Source organism: Streptomyces rugosispiralis, from assembly GCF_024505145.1.
In the GTDB taxonomy this organism is placed as follows: domain Bacteria; phylum Actinomycetota; class Actinomycetes; order Streptomycetales; family Streptomycetaceae; genus Streptomyces; species Streptomyces rugosispiralis.
In genome coordinates this window covers 114,659-128,121 of the sequence record NZ_JANIAA010000021.1, presented here as the reverse complement: position 1 = coordinate 128,121, position 13,463 = coordinate 114,659, and the positions used below count along the sequence as shown (strand labels likewise).

Below are 13,463 nucleotides of genomic sequence, written 5' to 3'. Positions count from 1 at the left end.
GGAGGCGGAGGGCGTGGTGCGAGAGCGGCGGGCAGCACGGGATGGCCGCCGGGCCCGGGAATTCGAGGCATTCGTCGCGGGCGCGGGTGGCCGGCTGCTGCATGCGGCCACACTGCTCACGGGGGAGCCGACGGGGGACACCGAAGCCGCCGAGCGCCTGCTGACCGCCGCGCTCGCGCGCACGTACGCCCGTTGGGACCGGCTGCGCGGCGAGGATCCATACGACCACACCCGCCGTACGCTGGCCGCCCTGTTCGCCCACCGGGGCCACCGCTACCGCCGCCCGCGCGGCGGCACCCTGGCCCGGCTCACCCCGCAGGAGCGGCTGGTGCTGGTGCTGCGGCTGTACGAGGGGGTCGCGGAGGAGCAGACGGCGGCGGCGCTCGGGCTCCCGGTCGAGCGGGTCCGGGCGATCTGCACCCGCGCGGTCACGGCGATGCGCAGCGCGGCGGCCCGGCCGGGCACGACTGGAACGCGTCCGTCCGCCGGAACGGCACGCTCCGCCGGAACGTCGCCCTCCGGCGGAACGTCGCTTTCCGGCGGAACACCACCGTCCACCGGCACCACCGGCACCACCGACCGCCGGGCGGCCACCGGCGCGACGGGGGCAGGAACCGACGCGGGAGCCGGGGCCGCCGAAGCAGGGGCCGGGCGCGCCGACGCGGGAGCCGGGGCCGAGGCAGGAGCCGGGGCCGCCCCATGAGCTTCCCGGACCGCAAGGAGACCGAGGTCCGCCGGATGCTGGAGGGCCCGCATCCGGCGCTGCCGCCGGATCTGGCGGGCCGGGCGGCCGAACGGGGGCGGCGGATGCTCCACCGCCACCAAGTCGTACGCACCATCGGCTGGCTGCTGCTGCTCGCCGCGGTCGTCGCGTTCGGCGTCTGGGCGGCGATCGTCGAACCGTGGGCCGCGCCGCCGCCCACCGACACCACCCCTCCCCTCGAGGGGTGGTGACCCCTCAAGGGGACACCTCGAGGGAAGGTGACAGCCTCAGAAATCCGCAGCCCAGGCGTCAGCCCGGAGCTGGTCTTCAGCCCGGAGCTGGTCTTCAGCCCGAAGCTGGTCTTCAGCCCGAAGCTGGTCTTCAGCCCGAAGCTGGTCTTCAGCCCAGAGCCTGGCTCAGATCCATCAGCAGATCGTCGACCGACTCGATGCCCACCGACAGCCGTACGAGATCGGCCGGCACCTCGAGCGCCGAGCCCGCGGCCGAAGCGTGCGTCATCCGCCCCGGGTGCTCGATCAGCGACTCGACGCCGCCGAGGGACTCCCCCAGCGTGAACAGCCGCGCCCGGTCGCACACCTCGACCGCCGCCTCCTCGCCGCCCGCGACCCGGAACGACACCATGCCGCCGAAGGCGCGCATCTGCTTGGCCGCGATCTCGTGCCCCGCGTGCTCCAGCAGCCCCGGGTAGTAGACCTGGGTCACCTTGGGGTGCGCGGTGAGCATCTCCGCGATCCGCGTGGCGTTCGCGCTGTGCCGGTCCATCCGGACGGCGAGGGTCTTGATGCCGCGCATCACCAGCCAGGAGTCGAAGGGCCCGGCGATGGCACCCATCGCGTTCTGGTGGAAGGCGAGTTCGTCGCCGAGGCCGGGGTCGGAGACGATCAGCGCACCGCCGACGACGTCCGAGTGCCCGCCCATGTACTTGGTGGTGGAGTGCACCACGACGTCCGCGCCGAGCGCGAGCGGCTGCTGGAGGTACGGGCTGGCGAAGGTGTTGTCCACCACCAGCCGGGCCCCCGCCTCGCGGGCGACATCGGCGACGGCGGCGATGTCGGTGATGCCGAGCAGTGGGTTGCTGGGCGTCTCGACCCAGATCACCTTCGTACGGGGGCGGAGCGCGGCCCGTACCGCCGCCGGGTCGGAGCTGTCGGCGACCGACCACTCCACGCCCCAGCGCTCCACGACCTTCGCGAACAGGCGGAACGTACCGCCGTACGCGTCGTTCGGGATCACGACGTGGTCGCCCGGCACCAGGAGCGTGCGCAGCAGGCAGTCCTCGGCGGCGAGGCCCGAGGCGAAGGCCAGGCCGCGGCGGCCGCCCTCCAGCGCCGCCAGGTTCTCCTCGAGCGCGGTGCGGGTGGGGTTGGCGGAACGGCTGTACTCATAGCCGCCCCGCAGACCCCCCACGCCGTCCTGCTTGTAGGTGGAGACCTGGTAGATCGGGGGGACGACGGCGCCGGTGAGGGAGTCCGCCTCCTGGCCCGCGTGGATGGCGAGCGTCTCGAAACTCTGAGGATGCCCCTGGGGGTGCTGGTGGCTCATGAGCCCGAGCGTAACGCCCGAGGCGCCCGTGCTGGATTCAACGACCGCCGGGGCGCATAGGCTGGACCACAAGCCGTTCCGCACCACAAGCCGTTACGGGCCTTCACACGGGGACACCTCATGGAGCTTCTCATCTTCCTCATCGCCATCGTCATGATCGGCGGGCTGATCGTCGTACCGGCATTGCGGCGGATGCGCGGGAGCCGCGGGGCCGTGCAGGGCGCGATGCGCGCCTCGGACCCACAGGAGTACGGCTTCGTCCCGCGCGAGCGGCTGGACGTACGGCTGCCCGGCCCGGACCGGCAGCTGATCGACGCGCTGGAGGAGGTCCAGGCCCGGCAGGACTGGCAGCCGGCCGCCCGCCTCCTCGCCCTCACCGACGCCACCTCGGAGCTGCGCTGGCAGCGGGTGCAGACGCTGGCCGGGGCGGCGGCCTTCGAGCTCGCCCAGGCCCCCGGCCAGGGCGGCATGTGGCTGCGCACCTGGCGGGTGGCGGCCCCCGAGGACCCGGGCGCGGCGGCGGTGCACGCGGAGTTCCTGGTCCGCCAGGCGCTGCTCGACCCGTCCTCGCAGGACTTCCGGATGATCCTGGAGGAGGCCCGGGACGTCTGCCACGAGGCGGCCCGGCTGGCCCCGGAGGACCCGGTGCCGCACATCATCGAGCTCGGCGTGGCCCGCGGTCTGGCCTACCGGCAGGCCGACTTCGAGGAGCTGTGGACCAAGGTCACCCAGCTCGCCCCGCACCACATGGGCGCCCATCTGGCCGCCCTCCACTACTGGTGCGAGAAGTGGCACGGCTCCCAGGACCGCGCCGACGCCTTCACCCACGCGGCCGCCGCCTCCGCCCCCGCGAAGAGCCTCCTCCCCGCCCTGCCCCTCTTCGGCGTCTTCGAGCACCTGCCGGAGGCCAACCTCGTGCGCACCCTCTACCGCAGCGAGGTGATCACCAAGGCGATGGAGGGCGCCCTCTACGCCGTCCGCCAGGCCCCCGCCGACCACCCGGTACTGCCGCACGTCCGCCACCTGCTGGTCTTCTTCCTGGTCCGCGCGGAGCGCTACGCGGAGGCCCTGGAGCAGCTTCGCCACGTGGACGGCCACGTGGGCGCGGTCCCGTGGTCGTACGGGACGGATCCGGCGGCCGAGTACACCGTCTACCGGGCGCTGGCGGTGGCGGGCTGGGAGGGCGGCGGCGGCACCCCGGCGACGCTGCCGCGGTGACACCACCCCGGTGACCCTGCCGCGGTGGCACCACCCCGGTGACCCTGCCGCGGTCGGGCGGGCCGTGAGGGGCCCGGAATTCCCGCACCCCCGTACCCGTTGAAGTGAAAGCACGCCGCGCGAACGTGGCAGCCGCCGTACCCGTCCCGCGAGGAGCCCGAACATGCTGTTCAGCCGCCACAGGAACCACCTCCCCACCGCCGAGGAGGCGCTGAAGGGCCGGCCCGAACCGGGCTTCCGCGTCCCCGACCGCCACACGGTCCTCGGCAACCCCCTGACCGGCCCCTATCCGGAGGGCCTGGTCGTCGCCGACTTCGGACTGGGCTGCTTCTGGGGCGCGGAGCGGAAGTTCTGGCAGGCCCCGGGCGTGTGGACCACCCTCGTCGGCTACCAGGGCGGCCACACCGAGAACCCCACCTACGAGGAGGTCTGCAGCGGCCTCACCGGCCACACCGAGGCCGTCCGCGTCGTCTTCGACCCGAAGATCACCTCTTACGCCACCCTCCTGAAGCTCTTCTGGGAGTCCCACGACCCCACCCAGGGCTTCCGCCAGGGCAACGACGTCGGCACCCAGTACCGCTCGGCGATCTACACCCACTCCCCCGAGCAGCAGTCCCGGGCCGAGTCCTCCCGCGCCGCCTACCAGTCCGTCCTGACGGGCTCCGGCCACGGCGAGATCACCACCGAAATCCTCCCCGCGGGCCCCTTCTACCCGGCCGAGGCATATCACCAGCAGTACTTGGACAGGAACCCCGGCGGCTACTGCGGCATCGGGGGCACCGGGGTCGCCTGCCCGATCGGTGTCGCCCCGGCCGGGGGATGAGCACGTAGCGGCTTCCGGCCGGCCCCGTCCCCACCCCCGTCATCCAGTGACAGCCGGGCCGAGGGTGTCAGCCGTTGTCACCATGTCCGCCGCCGGCGGGGGTCTTGGAGAAGGCGTCGTGCCAGGCGGCCTTCGCTCCGGAGTCGCCGATCCGGTACACGTCCACGACGGCGCCCGCGGCCACCGCGACGGAGAGCACCGCTACCGCTACCCGGAGCACCAGCGCGGACCGGGACGTGACCGTCCGGGTCCGCTCCCCGGGGGCCGCCGCCACCGACGCCGACCTGCGGGTCGTCCACCAGACCGCCACCGCCAGCACGAACAGGCCCGCGGCCCAGGGAAGCAACCCGTCGCCCAGTTCGGCGTGCCTGCGCACCAGCGCGTTGCTGTCGACGTGCTCCTCCAGCCACTCGCCGGCGTTCGTGGCCACGGGCACGCTCGCCAGCGTCACGAGGGCCAGCAGTGGAAGAACAATCCCCATCCGCCGGGCCGCACTCGGCCAGACCGCGCCGACCACGACCGCCAGGGCGCTCAGGGGAACGAACACGACGACGAAGTGCACGACCAGGACGTGTGCGGGCAATCCGTTGACAACGGTGAGGCTCATCGGGGGTTTCCTCCAGAAATAGCCATGAGCGGTCGGCGCAGCACATGGGGCCCGTATGCCGGTCTGTGAGGCGCGCCAGACTGTCACGAGAAGTTCTGAGCTTCCTCTGAATCCACCCTCTTCCGGAGGTCCGCGCCGGGCCCGACACCGCCGCCCGGCCCCGCGCCCGCCCCTACCGGCAGCCACGACCGACCACGCCGGACGGGTAGCGCAGAAGAACAGGTAGCGCAGAAGAACGGACAGAATAGACAGGGGGGATAAACCGGGCTTCAACGGCGCGGCGGCGGAGCGCGCAAGAGGCGGTGGCCGATGACGGGCGACGGCGGCAGCGATGGCAGGGGCGTATGGGGCTGCGCCCCGGCGCGGCTGGGCGAGCTGCTGGATCTTGTTGACGAGGCCGTCGTCATCTGCGACCGGGTCGACGGGCCCGTCCGCGGGTTCAACCGCGCCGCCGCCCGTCTCTTCCCCGGGCTGCGCCCGGGGAGCCCGGTGAGCATGTCGTCGGCGGCGCCGCTCGCCCGTGCCGCCGCCCGCCGGGCGGAGCGTTTCCACGCCGTCCACGGGGGCCGCAGGCTCCGCGGTCGTCTGCACACGGCCGGTGGACCGGCGGTATGGCTGGTCCACCAGGTCAGCGGCGCCCAGGAGGCAGAGGCCGCGCTCTTCGAGGAGCGCGACAGGTCCGCCTTCCTGGAGGAGACCACCCGGCGCCTGGGCGCCTCGCTCCATCACGGCCGTAGCGCCCGCGCACTCGTGGAGATGGTGATCCCGAGGCTGGCGGACGCGTCCGTGGTCGTCCTGCCCGCGAGTGGACGGCGTACGCGCTGGCACCGGGCGGGTCCGGGCGATGCCCGGTCCGCCGGGGAGGTGGCGGTCGAGACACTCGAGCGGGTGCCCAAGGTCTCGGACGCGCTGTACGGGCTCCAGCCGCGCCCCGCCGTCATACGCCCCCGGGAGCTGGCCGCGCTCGACGACGTCATGCCGGGTGAGTTCGTTCGCGGCGAGGAGGCGCTGGTGGTCCAGCTCGGCGCGGGAGGGGTACCGGCCGGTGCGCTGATCATGTTGCGCGGCCCGGAGCGCGCCCGCCTGGAGGCCGCGGACATCGAACTGGCGCATCGGTTCGCCGAACGGGCCGGACTCGCGCTGGCGACGGCCGCGCTCTACTCGCAGCAGGCCCACACCATGGCCGTCCTCCAGGCCGGCCTGGCTCCGGAGCCGCTGCCGGCGGTCGACGGGCTCAGGCTCGGCGCCGCCTACCGCCCGGCCGCGGAGGCGCTGCGCATCAGCGGCGACTACTACCACGTGGCGCCTTGCCCCGCGGGCGGGGTCACGTTCTTCTTCGGCGATGTGTCCGGCAAGGGTGCGGAGGCCGCGGTGCTGGCGGGGCACGTACGGCAGAGCATGCGCACCCTGGCCATGGTCAGGAGGGGGCCCGATCCCCTGGGCGACCTCCAGTTGCTCAACGATCTCGTCATCAGCGCGGGCCACCGCTTCACGACCCTGGTCACGGGCTCCGCCCGGCCCCGCGGCGACGGCTCGGTGAAGGTGGAGATCGCCAGCGGCGGCCATCTCTTCCCGCTCACGCTTCGTGGCGACGGACGGGTGGAGGAGATCGTCTGCGAGGGCATGCTCGTCGGGGCGGTGCCCGATCCCAGTTTCGGCCGTACGGAGTTCCGCCTCGAACCCGGTGAGCTGATGCTCCTCTACAGCGACGGGCTCACCGAGGCGCGAGGTGGGGTGAGCGGGCGGGAGATCTACGGCGACGAACGCCTCGTCGACGCGCTGGCGAGCTGCGTCGGCATGCAGGCACCGTCGGTCGCCGAGCGGCTGGAGCTCCTCACGACCGAATGGCTCGCCGGCCGCCCGCACGACGACATCTCCCTCCTGACGCTTCAGGCGCCTCCCCGCCGTGGCTCACCACCGCACCGTCGGTCCGAGAGCCCCGAGAGCCCCAAGAGCCCCGAGGGCCCCGGCGGGTCCGCGAGCGCCGGGGAGCCCGGCAGCCCATGAATGCGAACGGGATCACCGACGCCGTCCGGGCGGACTTCGACGCCTGCCTGGCGGACGCGGACGAGGGCGGAGCGCTGGAGCTGGCGGTCGGTCTGGTGGCGAGCGGCGTGAGCGCGGAGGACGTACTGCTCGGACTGGTGGCACCCGCCCAGGTGAGGGTCGGTGAGAGGTGGGCGTCCGGCGAGTGGACGGTGGCGCGGGAACACGCGGCCACCCATGTCAGCAGGCTGACGGTGGACGCGGCCGCGGCCGCGGCCCCCGTGAGCGGCGGTTCACCGGGCCAGGTGCTGGTGGCGTGCGGCGACGGCGAATGGCATGTGCTGCCCTCCCACATCCTCGCCGAGGTGCTGCGCCTGCGCGGCTTCCAGGTGCGCTCGCTCGGCGGCTCGGTCTCCCCGGGCGAACTCCTCTCGTGCGTCCATCAGACCGGCCCCGACGTCGTCGCCCTCTCGTGCACGCTGACGTTCAACCTCCCGCACGCACACCGGCAGATCGAGACCTGCAGATGCGCCGGTGTCCCGGTGATGGCGGGCGGCCCGGGGTTCGGCCCCGAGGGCACTTGGGCGTACGCGCTGGGCGCGGACCTGTACGCGGCGGACGCCCGCGACGCGGCGGAAGCGCTGCTTCGCCGCTGGCCGCCGGTGCGGTGCGGGCGGTCCTCGGTCCAGGCCGCCGCGGTGGAGGAGTACGCGGTACTCGTCAGACGACGGCCCGAACTGCTGGCGCACTTGGCATACGTACTGCGTGATGTGTTCCCCGGCCTGCGGGCCCGCTCGGACAGCCCAAGCAGCACGGACAGCCCAGGCACCTCGGGCAGCTCGGACACCTCGGTCAGAGAGCACGAGGAGGGCACCGACTTTCTGGGCCGGTTGCTGGATTCCCTGGCGGCGGCCGTGTTCGTGGACGACGACCGCGTGTTCACCGGGCAGCTCGCCTTCGCCACGGCGTACTTCTCCGCCCGCTCGGTGGAGCCCCGCTGCCTCGTCACGATGACGGACGCCCTGGCCGACCGCCTGCACGGGTCGCCCCGCACCCTCGACACCCTCGCGGCGGGGCGCCGATCCCTCGTCACACGGGAGACGGACTCCCGCCGTCCCGAATGAACGGCGCCGCGCGTACGTCCATCACCGTCGAGGTACGCCCCTGAAAGGCATTCGCCAAGGTCATTCGTCAAGGGCATTCGCCAAGGGCGAGACGTATTTCATCAGTTGAGGGACAATCACCGGCTATGGCAATCGATTACAGCAAGCGTCCGAAAATCGACTACCGCAAGCGCCCCACGGCGTCAGCTCCCGCGATCAGCCTGGAGAAGGTCGCCGCCCAGGCTCCGGGGCTGGTCAGCCTCTACAAGACCGCCGCGGTCTCCTTGGCCAAGCACGAAGCCGCTGGGCAACGGGCCGCGGTGTACCTGGTGCTGGACCGCTCCGGAAGCATGCGCAAGTACTACCGGAACGGCTCCGTACAGCACTTGGCCGAGCAGACACTCGCCCTCGCGGCGAACCTCGATGACGACGGGGTCGTACCGGTCGTCTTCTTCTCCACGGACATCGACGGAACCGCCGAGATCGGCCTCGACGCCTACCAGGACCGGATCAACCCCCTGCACGACTCGATGGGCCACATGGGCCGCACCAACTACCACGTCGCCATGCAGGCCGTCATCGACCACTACCAGGCATCCGGGGCCGACGACCCGGCGTTCGTCGTCTTCCAGACCGACGGCTCCCCCACGTCCAAGGCGGCGGCGGAACACATACTGTGCACGGCCGCGAGCCTGCCCATCTTCTGGCAGTTCATCGGGTTCGGCGACGACGAATTCCGCTTCCTGCGCCGACTCGACGACCTGCCGGTGCCGAGCCGCCGCGTCGTCGACAACGCCGGCTTCTTCGCCACGGGGCCGACGCCGAAGACCCTTTCCGACACCGCCCTCTACGATCAGCTACTCCATGAATTCCCGCTGTGGCTCGACTCCGCCCGCTCCGCCGGCGTCTTGAAGGACTGAGAACCGCCGCTTCCGCCCAGTGCGGCGACGCGGCGAGGTGCGAGCCGTCCTCGCTACTGGCCGGACGGCGCCGGTGCCGGTGCGAGGCCGTCCTCGACCAGGCCCGCGAGGACCGCCTCGCCGAGGGCGTGGACGGCGGACTGGGGGCGGACCATGACGGTGAACTCCTTGATGCGGCCGTCGTCGGCGAAGTGCAGCAGATCGATGCCGTGGATCTCCTTGTCGCCGATCCGGGTGCGGAAGAGCAGCGCCGCCGACTGTGCGGCGACGCCGTCGGTGCTGGTCTGCGCGGTGCCGGTGTAGTCGCCGATGTAGCGGAAGTCCTGGAAGGTGCGCAGCAGGACCCCGAAGAGGCCCAGCACCATCGGCTTGCCCTCGAAGGGGGTGAACTTGACGGGGCTGTAGAAGCGGATGTCCTCGGTGAAGAGGTCGTCCAGGGCCGCGAGGTCCCGGTTGTCGATGGCGGTACGGAAACGGTCGGCAGTGGTCATCGCACACCCGCCTGCTTTCATAGTCATGGATGTGAGTAGTCATTTTCATGACTATCATGGTCGCGTGTCCAGCGACAGAGGCATGCGGAGGCAGCATGCAGACGCATACGGAGGCACGGAGACGTGAAGGAGGCGATCCGATGGCCCTGCGCCACGCCGTGCTGGCGGCACTGCTCGAGGGGGAGCTCAGCGGATACCAGCTGACCAAGGCGTTCGACATCGGCGTGGCGAACTTCTGGCACGCCCAGCCACAGCAGCTCTACGCCGAGCTGGCCCGCCTGGAGAAGGACGGGCTCATCGCGGGCCGGTCGGTGGTCCAGGAGACCCGCCCCACCAAGCGGTTGTTCCATGTGACCGAGACCGGGCTGGCGGAGCTGGAGGAGTTCACGGCGGCGTTCGCCAAGCCGACCTTCATCCGGGACGACCTGCTCGTCAAGGTCCAGGCCGCCGACCACGTCGACACCGAGACCCTGATCGCCCAGCTCGCCGAGCGTGCCACCTTCGCCGAGGCCAAGATCCAGCTCTTCGGCAAACTGCTGCGCAAGCTGCGCGGTGACCTCACAGAGGAGGAGTTCCTGCGCCACGGCCACCGCATCGGCCCGTACCTGACGTGTCTGCGCGGCCTGGCGCTCGAACAGGGCAACCGCGACTGGTGCGAGCGCACGATCACGATCCTGCGAGAGAGGCAGCACAGCCGTGCCCGACACTGACGCGCCGTACAGCCGCTATGTCGCGCTGGGCGACAGCCAGACCGAGGGCCTGGGCGACGGCGACGACGTCACAGGTCTGCGCGGGTTCGCCGACCGCCTCGCCGAGCACCTCGCCGACGCGAACCCCGGCCTCTCGTACGCCAATCTCGCCGTACGGGGCCGTCTCGCCGCGCAGGTCCACGCGGAGCAGCTCGCGCCCGCCCTGGCCCTCCGCCCCGACCTGGCGACCGTCGTCGCCGGTGTCAACGATCTCCTCCGCCCCCGCTTCGACGCCGATCACACCGCCCACCACCTGGAGGCGATGTTCGCCGCGCTCACCGCGCGGGGCGCCCGCGTCGCCACGCTCACCTTCCCCGACGCCGCCCGCATCAGCCCCCTGGCGCGCCCCCTCACCCCGCGCGTCATGGCCCTGAACGAGCGCATCCGCGAAGCCGCCCGGCGCCATGGCGTCACCGTCGCCGAGACCGGCCACTACCCCGTCGTCACCGACCCCCGCCTGTGGAGTCACGACCGCCTCCACGCCAGCCCCATCGGCCACCAGCGCATCGCCGCCGCCCTCGCCCACACCCTCGGCCTCCCCGGCTCCGACGACACCTGGAGCCACCCCCTGCCGCCACCGGCGACGCCCGCACCCACCGGATGGCGTGCCGCCACGGACGAACTCCGCTGGACCGCCACCTTCCTCGGCCCCTGGCTCACCCGCCGCCTCCGCGGCCGCTCCTCCGGCGACGGCCGCACCGCCAAGCGACCGCGGCTGGGGCCGGTGCGTGCCGAGACGTCCGAGCCGGGGTCTGGTGGCGAGCAGGTCGGCGAAGGCCCGTGAGCGAAGGGTGGGGTTGTCCGAGGCGCCGACCGCCTTCCGCGAAGCCATGAGACGCGCCCCCGCGTAGGGCCTGCCCCACCCCGCTTCGGGGGTTCATCGGAGTGTCCGAGGCCATCGCCGCGTGATCCGCTGGCTCATACGGAAGTCGCGCGACAGAAGGCGGACAGGTGAAGGCTCGGATCGGATATTCCGCATGGATCGCCGGTGTGGTCCAGTTCTTCGTGGTCCACGCGATCGTGGAGTCAGCCTGGGCGAGACCGTACAGCTGGGCGCGGAACAACATCAGCGACTTGGGGAACGCTCACTGCGCCATGCAGCGGGAACCCGAGCCACGGTATATCTGCTCTCCCGAACACGGCCTGATGAACGTCTCGTTCATCGTTCTGGGAACGCTCCTCGTCGTCGGCGCCGTCCTGACCGGTCCCCTGTGGCGCCGGGCCGCGACCGCCACCGTGGCCCGGTTCCTCCTGGCCGGTGCCGGTCTGGGATTCGTACTCGCCGGGCTGGCGCCCGCGGACGTCCACGAGAACCAGCACGTCCTGGGTGCCCTGCTCATCATGGGAACGGGCAACATCGGCCTGCTGTGGGCGGCAGCCGGCCTGGCGAACGACGTCGCACGTCCACTGCGTTGGGCGACCGGCCTGCTGGGCATCACCGCGATCACGGCCTTCGGGCTCTTCCTTTCCCGCCACTACCTGGGACTGGGTATGGGAGGCATGGAGCGAGTCGCGGCGTTTCCGCTCCTGGTGTGGACGTTGGCTGTCGGTGCCGCGCGGTTCGCCGGGGGCAGTTACCCGCCGCGTGGCAGCGGGACATCGGCGATGTGGCCCCGCTCGCCCATGAGATCCACGCGCCCGTAAGCGCTGGGCCGTCAGGCGGGGGCAGTTCGGGTCGCGATGATCACCACCGTCGTGTACGGCATGGTGAAGCGGCCGCCCATCGCGTCGATGGCCGCGCCAACGCCCTCCAGCACCTCCGCCAGCCCGGCCGGAGGAAGCCGGGTGAAGGCGCCCTGGGTGGGGATCTGCTCCAGCCAGGCGTCCCGGGTGTAGGTCCACTCCCACTCGAACCGCCACTGTTCCGGTTCGCCGAGCGCGCCCGCCGCCCGTATCCCGTCCACCGCCTTGGCGAGGATCGGCTGATACCCGTCCAGGCCGCCCCGCGTCACCGCGCGGAAGTCGAACGGCGCGTCGGGCATCACCCGCCGGCAGACCTCGGCGACGGCGTCCGCCAGCTCGGGTGGCAACCGGAAGACGTTCCAGAACGCGGCCAGCCGGGCGCCGGGCCGCAGCACCTGGGCGGCCTTGGCCGCCCCCGCGACCGGATCGATCCAGTGCCACGCCTGGCCCGCGATCACGGCGTCGAATTCCCGGCCGGCCGGATCCCAGGCCTCGAACGTCGCGACCTCGACCTCCGTCCCGAGCCGCCGCGCCACATCGGCCATCCGCACGTCCGGCTCGACGCCGAGCACCGTGCGGCCGGTCTGCTGGAACTGCCGGGCCGCGATACCGGTGCCACAGCCGACGTCGAGGATGTCCAGGGCATCGGGACCGCCGGTGGCGATCCGGTCCACCATGGCCTGGGGGTAGCGGGGCCGGGCCTGGTCATAGCGTTCGGCGTCCACGCCGAACGACTCGGCCAGCTGCCGATGTTGATGGGGTTCGTTCCCGGAGAACGGTAGAGTGGGCATGCGCCCACTATGAGTGGGCACTTGCCCACTCGTCAACCGGGCGGGCGCACAAGCGAGGTGAGGAGGGACGCACGGTGCCAACAGGGGTGGCCATGCGTGACGTACGCGAGCAGTTGTTCCAGGCCGCCGAGCGAGTCCTGCTCCGGGACGGGCCGAGCGCGCTGACCAGTCGGGCGGTCACCACGGAGGCGAACTGCGCGAAGGGCGTTCTGCACCGGCACTTCGCCGACTTCGACGCCTTCCTCGCCGAGCTCGTACGGGATCGCGTCGCCCGGCTCGACCACCAGTCCGCCGCCCTGCGCGACGCCGCCGGGACCGGCAGCGTGGCCGACCGCCTCGCCGCCGCGCTGACCACCCTGTTCGAGTCGGTCGCCGTGGCCATCGTCAGCCTCGTCACCTCGCGGGACGAACTACGCGCCCGGCTCCGCGAGACCACACCGACCGGCGTGCCGCTCCTGACGGAAGCCACGGCCATGATCGCCTCCTACCTCACCGCCGAGCGGGAGCGGGGGCGCATCGCGGCCGACGCCGACATCGACGCGCTCGCCCCCACGGTGATCGGGGCCGGGCATCTGCTCTTCGCGGACCGCGAAGCCGCGCCGCCGGACGCCGGGGCCGTCCGCAAGATGGTCACCACCGTCATCGCCGACGCCGTACGGAAGCCGTAGCCCTGACACCCGGCTTGTGAGCCCGCCCATGGACAGCGTGGCCGCTCGTCGCGACGCCATCCGCGAGGCGGCCGCCGGAATGTTCCGGCTGGTCCCCGACCGGAAGTGAAGGTCCGCACCGCCAAGGGGCCACGCTGCGCAAACCCCGATCACGCCCG

The 13,463-nt window shown here is 72.1% G+C and carries 14 protein-coding genes and 1 pseudogene; 11 read left to right on the top strand and 4 right to left on the bottom strand.

The features are described 5' to 3' along the window. Positions 1-16: 16 nt before the first annotated feature. Together NP777_RS27605 and NP777_RS27600 are read left to right on the top strand one after the other, a co-directional pair. Positions 17-496 (top strand): annotated as a pseudogene (locus NP777_RS27605) (sigma factor-like helix-turn-helix DNA-binding protein); the annotation flags it as partial. Positions 497-699: 203 nt separating this feature from the next. Continuing rightward, positions 700-954, top strand: coding sequence for a hypothetical protein (locus tag NP777_RS27600; RefSeq protein WP_086886529.1), 255 nt, complete (start codon positions 700-702; stop codon positions 952-954). Between the two features lie 148 nt (positions 955-1,102). Here NP777_RS27600 and NP777_RS27595 read toward each other — a convergent pair whose 3' ends face one another. Continuing rightward, complete coding sequence (locus NP777_RS27595; protein WP_256652890.1) at positions 1,103-2,266, bottom strand: cystathionine gamma-synthase; 1,164 nt, start codon at positions 2,264-2,266, stop codon at positions 1,103-1,105. A gap of 120 nt (positions 2,267-2,386) precedes the next feature. On the opposite strand from NP777_RS27595, the gene NP777_RS27590 reads away from it, so the two are divergent. Further along, positions 2,387-3,484, top strand: coding sequence for a hypothetical protein (locus tag NP777_RS27590; protein ID WP_256652889.1), 1,098 nt, complete (start codon positions 2,387-2,389; stop codon positions 3,482-3,484). A 163-nt stretch (positions 3,485-3,647) separates the two neighbouring features. Next, positions 3,648-4,307 (top strand): peptide-methionine (S)-S-oxide reductase MsrA, encoded by a 660-nt coding sequence (msrA, locus tag NP777_RS27585; RefSeq protein WP_256652888.1) that lies wholly within the window; start codon positions 3,648-3,650, stop codon positions 4,305-4,307. A 67-nt stretch (positions 4,308-4,374) separates the two neighbouring features. Here the strand turns inward: msrA and NP777_RS27580 are convergent, their stop codons facing one another. Further along, positions 4,375-4,914: a DUF2231 domain-containing protein gene (locus NP777_RS27580; RefSeq protein ID WP_256652887.1), complete on the bottom strand. Its 540-nt coding sequence runs from the start codon at positions 4,912-4,914 to the stop codon at positions 4,375-4,377. A 309-nt stretch (positions 4,915-5,223) separates the two neighbouring features. Between NP777_RS27580 and NP777_RS27575 the strand changes: the two genes are divergently transcribed. From NP777_RS27575 to NP777_RS27565, 3 genes are all read left to right on the top strand, one after another. Continuing rightward, positions 5,224-6,921 carry a PP2C family protein-serine/threonine phosphatase gene (locus tag NP777_RS27575; protein ID WP_256652886.1) on the top strand — a complete coding sequence of 566 codons (1,698 nt, stop codon included), beginning with the start codon at positions 5,224-5,226 and terminating at the stop codon, positions 6,919-6,921. Continuing rightward, on the top strand, positions 6,918-8,024 hold the full coding sequence (locus tag NP777_RS27570; RefSeq protein ID WP_256652885.1) for a cobalamin B12-binding domain-containing protein: 1,107 nt from the start codon (positions 6,918-6,920) through the stop codon (positions 8,022-8,024). Before NP777_RS27575 ends, NP777_RS27570 begins: the two co-directional genes overlap by 4 nt. A 125-nt stretch (positions 8,025-8,149) precedes the next feature. Continuing rightward, positions 8,150-8,923: a vWA domain-containing protein gene (locus tag NP777_RS27565; RefSeq protein ID WP_256652884.1), complete on the top strand. Its 774-nt coding sequence runs from the start codon at positions 8,150-8,152 to the stop codon at positions 8,921-8,923. Between the two features lie 53 nt (positions 8,924-8,976). Here the strand turns inward: NP777_RS27565 and NP777_RS27560 are convergent, their stop codons facing one another. Then, on the bottom strand, positions 8,977-9,414 hold the full coding sequence (locus tag NP777_RS27560; protein WP_256652883.1) for a nuclear transport factor 2 family protein: 438 nt from the start codon (positions 9,412-9,414) through the stop codon (positions 8,977-8,979). A 140-nt stretch (positions 9,415-9,554) separates the two neighbouring features. Between NP777_RS27560 and NP777_RS27555 the strand changes: the two genes are divergently transcribed. The 3 genes from NP777_RS27555 to NP777_RS27545 all read left to right on the top strand — a co-directional run bounded on the left by NP777_RS27555 (position 9,555) and on the right by NP777_RS27545 (position 11,807). After that, positions 9,555-10,124 (top strand): PadR family transcriptional regulator, encoded by a 570-nt coding sequence (locus NP777_RS27555; protein WP_256652882.1) that lies wholly within the window; start codon positions 9,555-9,557, stop codon positions 10,122-10,124. Then, on the top strand, positions 10,111-10,947 hold the full coding sequence (locus NP777_RS27550) for an SGNH/GDSL hydrolase family protein (protein ID WP_256652881.1): 837 nt from the start codon (positions 10,111-10,113) through the stop codon (positions 10,945-10,947). The genes NP777_RS27555 and NP777_RS27550 overlap by 14 nt, the downstream gene beginning before the upstream one ends. A 167-nt stretch (positions 10,948-11,114) precedes the next feature. Continuing rightward, positions 11,115-11,807, top strand: coding sequence for a DUF998 domain-containing protein (locus NP777_RS27545; RefSeq protein ID WP_308405232.1), 693 nt, complete (start codon positions 11,115-11,117; stop codon positions 11,805-11,807). An 11-nt stretch (positions 11,808-11,818) separates the two neighbouring features. Here the strand turns inward: NP777_RS27545 and NP777_RS27540 are convergent, their stop codons facing one another. After that, positions 11,819-12,637 carry a class I SAM-dependent methyltransferase gene (locus tag NP777_RS27540; RefSeq protein ID WP_256652880.1) on the bottom strand — a complete coding sequence of 273 codons (819 nt, stop codon included), beginning with the start codon at positions 12,635-12,637 and terminating at the stop codon, positions 11,819-11,821. A 74-nt stretch (positions 12,638-12,711) separates the two neighbouring features. Here NP777_RS27540 and NP777_RS27535 point away from each other — a divergent pair, with 74 nt between their 5' ends. Then, a complete protein-coding gene (locus NP777_RS27535; RefSeq protein WP_256652879.1) occupies positions 12,712-13,305 on the top strand; it encodes a TetR/AcrR family transcriptional regulator in 594 nt (197 codons plus the stop codon). Positions 13,306-13,463: the final 158 nt, after the last annotated feature.